Origin of the sequence: Paraburkholderia sp. HP33-1, assembly GCF_021390595.1 — a bacterium.
Lineage (GTDB): Bacteria > Pseudomonadota > Gammaproteobacteria > Burkholderiales > Burkholderiaceae > Paraburkholderia.
In genome coordinates, this window is the sequence record NZ_JAJEJR010000003.1 from 746,321 (window position 1) to 758,911 (window position 12,591).

Annotated in this window: 13 protein-coding genes; 6 read left to right on the top strand and 7 right to left on the bottom strand. The window is 61.7% G+C overall.

Annotated elements, in window-relative coordinates:
* Nucleotides 1–179 precede the first annotated feature (179 nt).
* On the bottom strand, nucleotides 180–356 hold the full coding sequence (locus L0U81_RS30385; protein ID WP_233809385.1) for a hypothetical protein: 177 nt from the start codon (nucleotides 354–356) through the stop codon (nucleotides 180–182).
* Nucleotides 357–475: 119 nt separating this feature from the next.
* The gene (locus tag L0U81_RS30390) at nucleotides 476–1,894 is read right to left on the bottom strand and encodes an exo-alpha-sialidase (RefSeq protein WP_233809387.1); all 1,419 of its coding nucleotides are present in this window, start codon (nucleotides 1,892–1,894) and stop codon (nucleotides 476–478) included.
* A 473-nt stretch (nucleotides 1,895–2,367) separates the two neighbouring features.
* Here L0U81_RS30390 and L0U81_RS30395 point away from each other — a divergent pair, with 473 nt between their 5' ends.
* The 4 genes from L0U81_RS30395 to L0U81_RS30410 all read left to right on the top strand — a co-directional run bounded on the left by L0U81_RS30395 (nucleotide 2,368) and on the right by L0U81_RS30410 (nucleotide 6,279).
* Nucleotides 2,368–2,910 (top strand): GNAT family N-acetyltransferase, encoded by a 543-nt coding sequence (locus L0U81_RS30395; protein ID WP_233809389.1) that lies wholly within the window; start codon nucleotides 2,368–2,370, stop codon nucleotides 2,908–2,910.
* 182 nt (nucleotides 2,911–3,092) lie between these two features.
* Nucleotides 3,093–3,791, top strand: a complete 699-nt coding sequence (locus L0U81_RS30400) for a c-type cytochrome (protein WP_233809391.1) — start codon at nucleotides 3,093–3,095, stop codon at nucleotides 3,789–3,791.
* A complete protein-coding gene (locus L0U81_RS30405) occupies nucleotides 3,788–4,714 on the top strand; it encodes a c-type cytochrome (protein ID WP_233809393.1) in 927 nt (308 codons plus the stop codon). The genes L0U81_RS30400 and L0U81_RS30405 overlap by 4 nt, the downstream gene beginning before the upstream one ends.
* A 32-nt stretch (nucleotides 4,715–4,746) precedes the next feature.
* Complete coding sequence (locus tag L0U81_RS30410; protein ID WP_233809395.1) at nucleotides 4,747–6,279, top strand: methyl-accepting chemotaxis protein; 1,533 nt, start codon at nucleotides 4,747–4,749, stop codon at nucleotides 6,277–6,279.
* 61 nt (nucleotides 6,280–6,340) lie between these two features.
* Here L0U81_RS30410 and L0U81_RS30415 read toward each other — a convergent pair whose 3' ends face one another.
* Together L0U81_RS30415 and L0U81_RS30420 are read right to left on the bottom strand one after the other, a co-directional pair.
* Nucleotides 6,341–6,967, bottom strand: a complete 627-nt coding sequence (locus L0U81_RS30415) for a hypothetical protein (RefSeq protein ID WP_233809397.1) — start codon at nucleotides 6,965–6,967, stop codon at nucleotides 6,341–6,343.
* 85 nt (nucleotides 6,968–7,052) lie between these two features.
* Nucleotides 7,053–7,601, bottom strand: a complete 549-nt coding sequence (locus L0U81_RS30420) for an aspartate carbamoyltransferase (protein WP_233810054.1) — start codon at nucleotides 7,599–7,601, stop codon at nucleotides 7,053–7,055.
* Nucleotides 7,602–7,881: 280 nt separating this feature from the next.
* On the opposite strand from L0U81_RS30420, the gene L0U81_RS30425 reads away from it, so the two are divergent.
* Nucleotides 7,882–8,343 carry a CHRD domain-containing protein gene (locus L0U81_RS30425; protein ID WP_233809399.1) on the top strand — a complete coding sequence of 154 codons (462 nt, stop codon included), beginning with the start codon at nucleotides 7,882–7,884 and terminating at the stop codon, nucleotides 8,341–8,343.
* A gap of 44 nt (nucleotides 8,344–8,387) precedes the next feature.
* On the opposite strand, the gene L0U81_RS30430 is transcribed toward L0U81_RS30425, so the two are convergent.
* Both L0U81_RS30430 and L0U81_RS30435 read right to left on the bottom strand, forming a co-directional pair.
* On the bottom strand, nucleotides 8,388–9,080 hold the full coding sequence (locus L0U81_RS30430) for a cytochrome b/b6 domain-containing protein (RefSeq protein ID WP_233810056.1): 693 nt from the start codon (nucleotides 9,078–9,080) through the stop codon (nucleotides 8,388–8,390).
* A 386-nt stretch (nucleotides 9,081–9,466) separates the two neighbouring features.
* Complete coding sequence (locus L0U81_RS30435; RefSeq protein ID WP_233809401.1) at nucleotides 9,467–10,081, bottom strand: TetR/AcrR family transcriptional regulator; 615 nt, start codon at nucleotides 10,079–10,081, stop codon at nucleotides 9,467–9,469.
* A gap of 83 nt (nucleotides 10,082–10,164) precedes the next feature.
* Here L0U81_RS30435 and L0U81_RS30440 point away from each other — a divergent pair, with 83 nt between their 5' ends.
* Complete coding sequence (locus tag L0U81_RS30440) at nucleotides 10,165–11,295, top strand: MBL fold metallo-hydrolase (protein ID WP_233809403.1); 1,131 nt, start codon at nucleotides 10,165–10,167, stop codon at nucleotides 11,293–11,295.
* 26 nt (nucleotides 11,296–11,321) lie between these two features.
* Here L0U81_RS30440 and L0U81_RS30445 read toward each other — a convergent pair whose 3' ends face one another.
* A complete protein-coding gene (locus L0U81_RS30445) occupies nucleotides 11,322–12,524 on the bottom strand; it encodes a LacI family DNA-binding transcriptional regulator (protein WP_326489884.1) in 1,203 nt (400 codons plus the stop codon).
* Nucleotides 12,525–12,591: the final 67 nt, after the last annotated feature.

A 12,591-nucleotide genomic window follows, 5' to 3' on the forward strand; every position in this document is an offset into this window, starting at 1 on the left:
CCTCGTTCAAGGTCGCCGCTTCGCCGATCGCCACAACTCGAAAACGTGCTGCGAACTCCTGCGTCTCCGACCAAAACAAGACTTTTTCAACACAATCAAGGTGTGCGAAGGTCACTTGTGGGTCGGTCTCGGGCAACTGCATCGGGCGGCAGTCGGCCCGAGCGGATCCACGAGACGGTTTAAACGCCCGGAGTCAGTGGGTTCAAGGCGACCGACATACGTTTCCTGTTCGTCGCGTCGGCGACAGCCTTGCCGCTGGTGACGGCATTCATGTGCGCGTCCGTTACGGTGACTGAACTGAACGCGGGCTCAAGGCCGTCGTGCAAATCGACCACAACGTCCTTTTGCGAGGTCATGACGGTCGCGCCGGCCTACGGCTCTTGGCGGGTCGGGCGCGCGTGCGCTATGTCTGATGACAGTAGCGGTCGCAGTCCCGAAGGATCAGGCGGCGACCCCCGATCACCGCCTGTTGCGCTCAAGGCAATCCCGAGATTTGGCGGGTGAATTCGGACGTCACGTTCAGACCCGTGGCTACGCCGAAGACCGGGTACACGGTCGTGGGTCCGCTAGCAGTCAGACCCATGTAATCGCCGAGGAAGTGATCACCCGCCACGGGTGCATTGAGTATGTTGAACGAGGCCGTGGTCAGTCGCTGCTCGTTGCCCCAGTTAGCGGAGCTCGTGCACGCGGACGAGGTCGGGCAGAAGAGCGCGAAATAGTCCGTGCCCTCGAAGCCGGCAGGCGTGTTCGTGTCGTTACGAAAGTCGTAGTAGGTCACCACGACCGTGTTGCCATCGCCCGACGCCACCACCGCGGGGATGAAGGCCTGCTGACGGCACGGATTCGTGGCGTTCGCCGGCGTCTTGTTGATCATCACCGGCGCCGACCAGGTGGCCCCGCCGTTATCCGACTCGCTGAAGACGATCCCGTCGATCGGGATTGATCCAGTGGGTGTGGTGCAGGTGGCGGTCGAAAAGCGATCGTCCTGCCAGGCGAGATAGATTGCCCCCGTGACTGGGTTCACAGCGACACTGTAGAGAATGGACGCATCTCGTATCGGCTGGCCGGTGTCCGGCGTGACCACTCTGACCACACTTATATCGTTGGCGAACGTCGGCGCGCTCCAGCTCGCGCCCTTATCCGTGGACGTTATATAGCCGATGCTGAGCCCCGACGCTGTGACGCCGATCGCAGTGAAGAAGTCGCGCAGGGTCCCATCAGGCAACACCCGTACGATGTTGTCGATCGTCTGTGCGTTCGTGCCCGGTTGGTAGATCGGGACGGCCGTGCTCCAGGTCACGCCGTTGTTGATGGATCGCGAGAAGAAGCTCGGGCCGGTGAAATTGAACTTGAAGCTCGGGGCACCACCCGCTGCAGCGGTACGCAATTGACGCGCGATTTCGACACCATCGTTTCCCGCGATCAACTGATCGCCGGCCTGACTTGGCGGGAACACGCTCAGTTGATCCCACACTGCATAGACGTAACCGTTCGCGGTCGGATCGGCGGTGAGCGAGTTCTTGTCATTGAGCGCGTGCGGCGAGTTGGTGCGGACCAGCGTCACCGGAGCTTGCCAGCTCGCGCCGTGGTCGACCGAACGGCTGACCAGCATCCCGCTATTGCGCGCCCCAAATGGAGTCGTCGGCTTCATGGGGTCCAACACCAACGACATGAAGAACGCCGTGCCGTCTTGCGCAAAGTCAACCCAGGGATCGGACGCGCGACGGAATGCACCCCCAGTGCACTTGGTCACGCCGGTCGGGATCGAATTGGTCCAGCTGCTGCCCGCGTCGCTGGAAATGACGCCGACCAGTCCGCGTGCGCCACCGTCGTTGAAGCGGTCCTGCTGGTGGCCGACGAGCAGGCGAGACGTGCTGGTCGGGTCGGCCGCCACCCATGGCTCGATCGATGTGGCTGGATAAAGGACGCTCCCGAATGCGGACTGCTGCGCGTTAAGCTGATCGGCAGTGCATCCGCTGAACGGATCGCCAGCGGCGACCTGGACGAGCGGGCCGAGCGTTTGCGCCTCGGCACCTGGGACGATCGCGCACGTGAGCGCGATGACGCTGCCACCTGCAAAGCCCCGGGAAGCAGAACGGGATAGTCGTCTGAAAATTGATGTCATGTTGCGCCTCGCGAAAAGGGAAGACCGCTTTTGCGCTTGGCTGGCCCGACCGGAAAACCAGCGCTCACTGCCGCCGAGGTCTTTACCTGGAAAATAGTTCGCGTCATGCGCATTTGTGGGGATTTTTCGTTACAGCTGTTGGTGCATCATGCGGCGTCCCATCGCTATTGACGTGGCATAGGGCTTGCGGAGGACGGGGGAGGAATCTGCATGTAGCCGTTTGCAGAAGAGGAGAGTAAGTGATGCCGCGGCCCCCGGATGCGATTCGCATAGAATCAGCTCGCCTTTCGCCTAAACCCTTCGCCGCAAGTGATGCTGACGAAGCGTTTCCTTGCATCACGACTTCACTTACTCGCTGGATGTCATGGGAGCCGGCCCCTGACAGAGAGACCTTTGATCGCATTTGGCAGGCATGGTTACCTGCGATGGCTGAACGTGCGGATTTTGTCTTCGCGGTTCGCGAACGAAATAGCGGCGAATTCCTCGGCTTGGCCGGACTTCATCACGTCAAGGACGCTAGTGCAGTACTCGGCATTTGGGTTCGCGAAAATCGCCACGGCGAAGGCATTGGCAGGGAGGCTGTCCGTCTCGTTGCAGAATGGGCAAGCTCGGAGCTCAGTATCGAGCGATTCACCTATCCCGTTGCTGAAGAGAACTACCCGAGCCGACGCATTGCTGAATCCCTTGGTGGTGTCGTAGTGGAACGACGGGAGACGCCGAAGTATAAATCCGTCATTTATCAGATTCCACGGCAGTTAAGTTTTGAATGCTGGAGAAAATCATAAAAGATCGCCGCGTCCGATTCGAAAGCAAATGCTGAAGTTTGCCTACAAATTGCCGTCAACCAGATAACGGAATGATGCGTTAGCACGTCCGCAATACCAGACGTGAAATCCGCGTCATCAACAAAACGCAAATAAAACAGTCCGGAGAGCGTTCTGCGCTGAACATTCGGGCAATTGGAGATATGAAAAAACAAGTGCGTAGCAGACCACTCATACGCTTCACGGTCTTACTCGCCGCGACGGGCGCTATCTCTGCGGCGGCGGCTGCCTCGACCACCGCCGCTCCGCCGCCCGCGGATCTGCCGAACGGCCTCTCGCAGCGCGTGATGCTATGTGCCGGCTGCCACGGCGCGAACGGGACCGGCAACGATGCAGCAGGGTTTCCCCGGTTGGCCGGGGTTGGCGTGACCTATCTGAAGGAGCAACTCGACGCGTTCGCATCCGGTCAGCGCGAGAGCGAGGTGATGCAGCCGGTCGCTCAGATGCTATCCGCGGATGAACGCACCGCGCTCAGCCAATACTTCAGCGCGCTACCAGCCGTCACACCGGCATCCACGAGCGCGCCCGTCGTACCGGCGCAGCCTGGAGCGTGGCTTGCCGAGCGAGGACGCTGGAGCGACGGCCTGCCAGCCTGCACGATGTGTCATGGTCCGGGTGGGGCTGGCGTAGGCGAACACTTTCCGCCTTTGGCCGGCCAGCCCGCCGCTTATCTGTCCAACCAGTTGCACGCGTGGAAAGACGGCCGGCGCCCCGCCGGTCCGCTCGGCTTGATGTCGGTCATCGCAAAGAAACTGTCAGACGCGGATATCGCTGCCGTGGCCGCGTACTATGGCGCGCACGACTCGTCCGCGCAACCGTCCGCCGGCAAGGAGGCGCAATGATGAGCAAACGTTTTCAGGTTCGTCGGTTGCTCGGCGCAGCGATCCTCCACCTCGCGGCGGCGCACGCGCACGCTCAGGGGACATCGGCACCGGCCCAGTTGCCGGAGGCGCGCGTCGCCACAGTCACCGCGCTGCCGTTCACGCCACCGGCAGAAGCCGACATGCCGGCCGCCGGCGACTTCGTCGCAACCGTTAAGCTAGGCGAGCAGATTTTCATGCACACCGGAGCCTTCGCCGGAAAGTACGTCGGTAACACGCTCAATTGCGCGAGTTGTCACCTCGACGCCGGGCGCAAGGCGGATGCCGGCCCGCTCTGGGCGGCGTATGTGTCGTACCCGGCCTGGCGCGCCAAGAACGGTCGTGTCAATACGCTCGCCGAACGCATGCAGGGTTGCTTTCAGTACAGCATGAACGGCAAGGCGCCGCCAAACGGTGACCCTATCCTGGTTGCCCTCGAAACCTACGCGTTCTGGCTGGCCAAGGGCGCACCGGTCGGCGCGGAGCTGGCCGGACGCGGCTATCCGAAGCTACCGGCACCGGCATTGCCGCCGGACTACGCGCGCGGGGCGACCGTCTATGCGGCGCGTTGCGCGCTCTGTCACGGCGACAACGGGCAAGGGCAGGCGAGCCACGGCGAAACCGTCTTCCCGCCTCTGTGGGGCGCGCATTCATTCAACTGGGGCGCGGGGATGCACGAACTGCAGAATGCGTCGGGATTCATCAAGGCGAACATGCCTCTCGGACTGGGCGGCACATTGACGGATCAGGAGGCGTGGGATGTGGCGATGTTCATGGACAGTCATGAGCGCCCGCAAGATCCCAGATATGCGGGGTCCGTCCAGGCCACGCGTGAGCGTTATCACGACACAAAGTGGTCCATGTACGGGCGTGCCGTCAATGGGCACGTCCTCGGTTCAAAGTAACGCAACGGTATCCAATAAGAAGGGAACAAGAAATGCGCTTTGAGAGGAAGCTGATTGCTTGCTTCGCCGTACCGGCCGCGATTTTTACGATCGCGGTCACCGCTTGCATCTGGGGATTGACGAGTGCGCAGGCAGAGTTTGAACGTTATATCGATGTCGACCAGAAAATCGCCGGCGGCTTCGAGGAAATGTACGCCGATGGACTGCAAATGGGCCAGGCACTGCGCAATGTCCTGCTCAAGCCGACCGACGCGACAGGCTTCAAGAACTTCGACGCAGCCGAAAAGGGATACGAAGCCGTCGCGCGCGCGACCGCTGCGTATGCGAGCGGCACGTCCGAGGCCGCGTCGTTCGACAAGCTTTCGACATTGCGCGCAGCGCATCAAGCCTCGCAGAAGACAGTTCTCGATGCGATTCGCAGCAATGATCTGACGCAGGCGAACCAGCTTCTCGTGAACGAAGAGACCCCGGCGTGGAGAAAATTGCGCGGCGCGCTGCTCGAGGACATTGAACGCACGCAGGCGCAGACGAAAATCGTCCGCACGAATGCGAAGGCGCACGCTGACAACAGCGTCAGACTGGCTATCGCGTTGGCGGCCGTTGCGCTGCTGTGTGCGGCCGCGATGACCTGGGTGCTGACCCGCACGGTTCGCCGGGAAATCGGCGGCGACCCGAACGTCGCGCGCACGGCGCTAAAGGATCTGGCGCAAGGCGATCTGACGACAAAGCTTTCGCTCTATCCGGACGACCGCACGAGCATGATGGTGTCGCTCGATGCGATGCGGGTGAATCTGGCTGGTCTCGTTAGCAACATCAAGGCGACGGCCGAATCGATTTCAGGAACATCCGGCACGATTGCCGAGAGCAGTCTGAACTTGTCCCAACGGACCGATCAGCAGGCCGCTTCGCTTGAGGAAACGGCGGCCAGCATGGAACAGTTGACGACGACGGTGAAGCAGAACGTCGACCACGCGCGTGAGGCCACCACGCTGGCGGCAACGGCTGCCGACGTGGCCGACCGGGGCAACTCGGTGGTCCGCCGGATGCAGTCTACGATGGGCGACATCACCACCAGCTCAGACAAGATTGCCGATATCACATCGATGATTGAGGGCATTGCGTTCCAGACGAACATTCTCGCGTTGAATGCCGCGGTCGAGGCTGCGCGCGCGGGCGAACATGGCCGAGGTTTCGCCGTCGTGGCGACGGAGGTGCGAAGTCTCGCGCAGCGCGCCGGGAATGCGTCGAAGGACATCAAAAGCCTGATCGAGCGTTCATCGCAGACCGTTAAGGAAGGCATGGTTCACGCGGGGGAGGTCGCCCACGTGATGGGAGAGGTCGAGCAAGCGATTCGCCGGGTGGCGACGCTGAACGGCGAGATTTCGACTGCTTCGCACGAGCAGGGCAACGGCATCGAGCAGGTCAATCTTGCGATCGGTCAGATGGACCAGGTGACCCAGCAGAACGCGGCGCTCGTCGGTCACACTGCCCAGGCCGCACAATCGATGAACGAACAGGCCGCACAGCTCAAGCAAGTTACTGCCGTATTCCGGTTGCCTGCCTAGCGGCTTTGTGAGGCGTTCTGAAGGTACGTTGTCCTTCGATTAATGACGGATGCATTTGAACCTAGCGCGTGACTACCACCGTGCTCTCGGATTCATACGCGATTTGCACGTGATTATGGCGCTTGAGAGATTGCATCACTTTCACGAGTTCGGGGCGGCTGACCCGGACCGAATGCACCGTACCAGCCTTGTCCTCGACCGTGAGCAGGTTGAGCTTGCGATCGACGCCGGTGACTTCGGCCACGCCCCGGAAGACTCTGAGCGCCTGAAACTCCTCCTTTCCAGCGCCAGAGATATGCTGGGTCAGCGTGACCGTGCGGTTCAGGCGCGTGAGCGGTTCGCCCTTCGCGACGGACAGTTCGGTGACGTACGGCTCCAGATAGCGGGTCGTGACCTTGTCGCCGACCTTGACGGCGTCGAGCGCGTCCCGGTGATCTTTTGCGTCGAAACTCAGGTCGTCGTGGCCCGGAACAGTTACGACGATGATCGCGTTTTTCTGGTCGATCAGGCTGACGGTGCCGGTTTCGGTGTCGACCGACGCGCCGCTCGGGACGGCTTGCGAAGTCGCCGCTGGAACGGCGTCGTCCGCGCCACACTCGGGAATCCACGCGGCGGACAGGCCGAAAGCCGCAACAAGGCAAATACAGCGGTGGGTAACGCGATTGCGTGTATTCGATCGGAACGGCATGGCAGTCCTCTCGTGCGATCAGGTTGTTGTTCGATCAGTGTAGGTCTTTCAGGGGCATTTTCCTCCCCGGGGCCGTATCCATGGGCTATTGCGCTGACGAGGCGTCCATCGAATGATGATTCATCATGCCGGGATCGTGCCCTGCCATTGCGTCATGGCCATGATCGGACAGCTGTGCGTCGAACCAGTCATGCAGCGCGGCAACGAGGCGAGGCTCGTCCGAGCGATAGACGATTTCGCCGCCATTGGGCAAGTCGCCATAGCGAATTTTCAGTTCGCCCGGCTGAGCTTTACGCAGCACAGCCAGTCCCGGCATATCGTTGCCGTGGATCTGCTCCGGCGCCGCGAAATCGCCCGCCGAAAACTGCCGGGCGATCCCGGCCAGATGCCCGCGGATCAGGCTGACCTGCTTCGGGTCATGATGCTTCGTGACGACCTGCTGAATCCCACCGTCCGCAGTCTTCGTAAAGATGTGAGTGGTGGCCGTAAGGGAGAACGGCATCACCTGCGCACCGTGTTGTGCAACGTCCATCTGGTGTTGCGTAACTTCGGCGATGGCGGACGACGAAAGAACATAGGCACCGGGCAGGAAGGCGGCCCACACGACGATTACCGTGGCCAAGGGGCGTTTCATGGAGTCCTCCAATCGAGAGCGCGCTCGCAGTCTAACGCCGGCACCCGAACGTTAGCAAAGGCCGACATGCCATCGTAAGCTCTCCGGCAGATTCCAGATGCAAATCAGCTGCCCGAGCGACAGCGCTGCCGGAACCGCCGTTGGATTCTTTCTACGCGTTACGGGCCGCTTGAGACTATCCTTGTTTCACTTCTTTGGCTTCCAACAACGCCGACGAGGTCTTCAGCCCTCTTCAATAATGGCCCGCCCGGCAAGGGCAAATCCAACAGGAGAAAACCAAATGTCACGATCCATCTCGCAACGCGCTTTCATGGTGTTCAGTAGTTTGGCCTTGGCGGGTACGTTGACGTTGGCGCAAGCGGCGCCCGTCTCATTCAGTGTGCCGTTGACGGGCGCTCAACAGGTTCCACCGGTGACGACTCCGGGCAGCGGCAGCGCAAAGCTCACGTACGACTCCAGCACGCGGGTCGTAACCTGGGACATCAGCTTCAGCGGATTGACGAGTCCGACCACGATGGCGCATTTCCACGGACCCGCTGCGGCAGGTAAAAACGCGAGCCCGAAGGTCTGGATCTCGCAGAAAGGCGCCATGGAGGTGACAAGCCCGATGACCGGTCAGGCCACGCTATCTCCGGACGAAGCCAAGATGTTCGAAGCCGGTGACATGTACATCAACGTTCACACCAAGAACAATCCGGGTGGCGAGATTCGCGGCCAGGTGATGCCGCCGAACGGCAACTGAAGCAACCACCGTAGCCGCGCCCCGAGATCAGGCTTGCGGCACGCTCAGAGATAAGCCGCAAGCAGCATCACCACAGCGGTGCCGACGCCGAGTGCAAGCAGCGCCAGCAGCGCTGGCGTCTGCCGTGGCGCATCGATGGACGGGGGTAGCAGTTTGTAGCCGGTCAGCATCGGACGCAGCAGGTTGTGTCCCTTCGCTACTGCGTACAGTGCGATCACAAGCACGTGCAGCGCCACTGCGGCGAGCAGCACGTACCAAATGAGCCCGTGCAGGTCCGAAATTGCGTTGGCGAGCCATACCGGCACCCGTTCGCTCAACGGGCCTTCGTCGGCGATGTCATTGTTGACGTAGAGCCCGCTCAGCGTCTCGATCAGCAGCAAGGCGAGCAGCAACAGCACCATCCAGCCACCGGCCGCATTGTGACCTACCTGCACATCCGGCTCGCGATGAAACAGGCGCCGCAAATGGCGAAGCGCAGCCGCGGGTGATGCCACGAAACTGCGAAAGCGCGCGGTCTCACTGCCAAAGCAGCCCCACAGCAGCCGGAAAATGACCAATGCAAGCAGCGTCTCGCCGACCCGCACGTGCCAGAAGATCCAGTTCAGTTTCAGAGTGACATAAGCCGCCGTCACCAGCGCGACGACCAGCCAGTGAAACAGTCGCACCGGCGCGTCCCAGACCAGCACCGGGCGGGCCATTGGCTGTGTCGGCCGCTTGATAGGTTCGTGGGCATTCATTTGACTTGGAATTGGCGAGAGGGCGAACACGCGGCACGTTTCAGCGGCCCTAGACACAGCAGACTTGATAGTCAGCCTGGTTCCTTCCGCTTCTTCGGTTCTTCGGGCGGTCGTTCACTTCCGCGTTGCGCCGGCGCCCGTGTACACGCATCCGGTGGTGTGACATAGGGCACGTCGTTGCAGCAACACGCGTAGACGGGAAATCCGTAGGCGTTCGTGCGAACAATGGTAGTTGGCCCGTGCAGCGGGCACACCGCGTTCATGTCACCTCCTGAAAATCGACGTCGACACGGTGATATCGTACGCCCGGCTCGTCAGCTTGGCGCGGATGCAAGCGAGCTGCCGCGGGGAGCGATCGCCGTCACTCGGCAACCCGGCGAACCGGTTCACGCATACCGCGCAAGAAACATATCCGCTGCCGCTTCGGCGATCCGCTTTTGCTCCCTGGCATCGAGCGGCACTTGTCCCATCGCCACTTGCGGCCAGAAAGCAAAACCCTTCACGAGCACCTGCAACTGCAGCGCCGCGAAGGCAGGATCATCGGTCTTGATGCGGCCGTCCGCGGCAGCTGCCCGGACCCACGCCGTCAGATCTTCCTCGCGCTCCCCCATGCGAGCGACCATCTCCCGTGCGCGTTCCGGCGAATGTATGCCAGCCGCGATCGCCACTCGTGCAAGCGATAAAAAGGACTCGTCGTGCATCAGCCGCAGCTTGCGTTCCAGCAGATCGAGCAACTGTGCGCGCAAGGGCTGGTCGGCACGATAAGAGGGCGCATCGCCGTCGTGACTCGCGTCCCACAACTGCTGGAGAATCGCCGCGAACAGCGCTTCCTTGCTGGGGAAGTGGTTATAGACCGTGCGCTTCGAGACGTTCGCGCTGGCGGCGATACGGTCCATGCTGGTCGCGTCGTAGCCGGCCGCGAGGAATTCCTCGATCGCGGCGCCGACGATCGCGACGCGCTTGCGGTCGGTCAGACGTTGTTGGGGGGCACTGGATTCCATACAAAGATTTTACACTGGGCAGTTTACTTTTCTTGAAAATAAACTACACTGCCGAGTGTACATTTCTCCGGAAGGCCAACTTCATGACGTCGCTTCCCGCCCTTGTCCACCGTATGCTCGGCGTAAGCGCCGCGCGACGTAGCCGTGCGATGTTCAACCTGTCGCCGCAGCACGACGGCGAGCGCTTCCGCAATGTCAAACCGCGTCCGACGGAAGGCCTGCGCAAAGCGCTCGGTCTCGTGTGGACGGTGTTGTTCAACAAGCCGCGCGGCACCGTGCCGACCGACTCGTTGCCCGTTGAGACGCTCACGCGCGAGCAACTCGACGCGGCGCCCGACCGCAGCCTGTACCGGCTCGGTCATTCGACGATGCTGCTGAAGTTGCGCGACAAGTTCTGGCTGACTGATCCCGTGTTCGCCGAGCGGGCCTCTCCATTCCGCAATCTCGGTCCGAAGCGCTTTCACGCGCCGCCGATCGCGCTTGCCGATTTGCCGCCACTGCACGGCGTGATCCTGTCGCACGATCACTATGACCATCTCGACCGCGAAACCGTCATCACGCTGGCGCAGCGCACCGAGGTGTTTCTGACGCCGCTTGGCGTCGGCGATCGGCTGATCGAATGGGGCATCGACGCGGCGAAGGTACGGCAGTTCGACTGGTGGGAGGGCACAGAGGTCGAGGGCATCCAGTTCACCGCGACGCCCGCGCAGCACTTTTCCGGGCGCAGCCTGTTCGACGGCAACCGCACGTTGTGGGCGTCGTGGGTGATCGTCGATGACGATCTGCGCGTTTTCTTCAGCGGCGACACCGGCTACTTCGATGGTTTCAGCACGATCGGCGAGCGCCTCGGACCATTCGACGTCACGTTGGTCGAAACCGGCGCGTACGATGCGATGTGGCCGTACGTTCATATGCAGCCTGAAGAAACCGTGCAGGCGCACATCGACCTGCGCGGCCGCTGGCTCGTGCCGATTCATAACGGCACGTTTGACCTCGCGATGCACCGCTGGCAGGAACCGTTCGAACGGGTGACGGGGCTCGCGCTTGCGCGCGGTGTCGCGCTGTCGACACCGCGCATGGGCGAGCGGCTCGATCTGAACGCGGTGCATCGCGGTGAACGCTGGTGGCGCGACGTCGCGGAAACGGTTGCCGCGCCGAAGGCTTCGTGGCGGTTGTGCGCGTCGCGCCAGATGGGGGAAGGGGAGGCTTCCTGAGGTGGTTGGTGTGGTAACTGCGCGGCTCAGGTGCTTTGCCGATCGACGATCGTAAATCCGGTATCGATCCTGACTTCTGATTGGGTTTTGCCACGGAGCGCGTCAGCAGAAAGCCGCCCTATCAGCGCCTGCGCTGTCTTCATGCCGATGATCGCGCCGTCGATGCGAACCGTGGACAAGGCCGGGTACACATGCGCCGCCGTACTCAGATCGCCAAAGCCCATCACCGCGATGTCGCGAGGGACGTTCAGTCCACGGCTGGCCGCCTCCGCGAGAACACCTTGCGCAAGCGTGTCGGAACTGCACACCACGATTTCGGGCGCAGAGGCGGCCAGCAGCCGGCTGACCCCTTCGCGGCCGGCTTGCAAAGTCGCCGGCGCCGGGAGTACTTCGAATGAAGGCTCCGCGATGCCCAGCCTCGCCAGCTCGCTCTTGAGACTTTCGCAACGTCGCAGGCCGCGTGGGTCATCGACGGAGACAATCCCGAATTTCCGATAGCCTTTTTGTACGAGATGTTGAGCGACTTCTTTTCCGACCTGCTCGTGCGAGAAGCCGATCACCATGTCGATCGGTCTGTCGGTGAGATCCCAGATTTCGACAACCGGGATCCTCGCTTTTGAGAGCCGCTCTACCGTGGACGCAGTGTGACTCGTCCCGGCGAGCACGATGCCATCCGGCCGCCGACCAAGGAGCGCCTCGACCAGTGCCTCCTCACGTGCCGTCGAATACGCGGTGAGACCCAGCAGGATCTGATAACCCGACGACGTCAGCCCATCCATGAGGGCCTGGACGGTGTCCGCAAAGATCGAGTTGGCGATCGTGGGGAGCAGGATCGCGACCAGCCGGCTGCGATTGCTTGCCAGTCCGCCCGCGAGCATGTTGGGAACATATCCGGTGGCGCGCACCGCATCGAGAACCTTTTTCTGCGTATCGCTGCGCACCAGTTCCGGACGGTGAAGCGCACGCGATACGGTCATCGGTGCGACGCCCGCTACCCGTGCCACATCGATCAGCGTGACGCTTTCCCCGCCGACGCCCGACGCCGGAGCATCTTCTGCCTGCTGACTTCTTCTCGCCATTTTCCGCGTAACCCCATCGGCGTATTCGTGCCGCCTTACAAGATAGTTTTCACGCTGCAAGGTGACACGCAGCGTGCAAATTAGATCATGAACCCGCACGACTGACGACGCATGAGCAGGACCTTTGGCAGACACCTCAGTGTAAACCATGATGATTGCGCAATCATCTTCGCTTGAATGATTGCGCAATCATTGTATGATCGAGTCCAGGGTCGAT

Coding starts and splice junctions, on each gene's coding strand:
- L0U81_RS30385 (WP_233809385.1), bottom strand. CDS start 356: ATGACCTCGCAAAAGGACGTTGTGGTCGATTTGCACGACGGCCTTGAG.
- L0U81_RS30395 (WP_233809389.1), top strand. CDS start 2,368: ATGCCGCGGCCCCCGGATGCGATTCGCATAGAATCAGCTCGCCTTTCG.
- L0U81_RS30400 (WP_233809391.1), top strand. CDS start 3,093: ATGAAAAAACAAGTGCGTAGCAGACCACTCATACGCTTCACGGTCTTA.
- L0U81_RS30405 (WP_233809393.1), top strand. CDS start 3,788: ATGATGAGCAAACGTTTTCAGGTTCGTCGGTTGCTCGGCGCAGCGATC.
- L0U81_RS30410 (WP_233809395.1), top strand. CDS start 4,747: ATGCGCTTTGAGAGGAAGCTGATTGCTTGCTTCGCCGTACCGGCCGCG.
- L0U81_RS30415 (WP_233809397.1), bottom strand. CDS start 6,967: ATGCCGTTCCGATCGAATACACGCAATCGCGTTACCCACCGCTGTATT.
- L0U81_RS30420 (WP_233810054.1), bottom strand. CDS start 7,601: ATGAAACGCCCCTTGGCCACGGTAATCGTCGTGTGGGCCGCCTTCCTG.
- L0U81_RS30425 (WP_233809399.1), top strand. CDS start 7,882: ATGTCACGATCCATCTCGCAACGCGCTTTCATGGTGTTCAGTAGTTTG.
- L0U81_RS30430 (WP_233810056.1), bottom strand. CDS start 9,080: ATGAATGCCCACGAACCTATCAAGCGGCCGACACAGCCAATGGCCCGC.
- L0U81_RS30435 (WP_233809401.1), bottom strand. CDS start 10,081: ATGGAATCCAGTGCCCCCCAACAACGTCTGACCGACCGCAAGCGCGTC.
- L0U81_RS30440 (WP_233809403.1), top strand. CDS start 10,165: ATGACGTCGCTTCCCGCCCTTGTCCACCGTATGCTCGGCGTAAGCGCC.
- L0U81_RS30445 (WP_326489884.1), bottom strand. CDS start 12,524: ATGGTTTACACTGAGGTGTCTGCCAAAGGTCCTGCTCATGCGTCGTCA.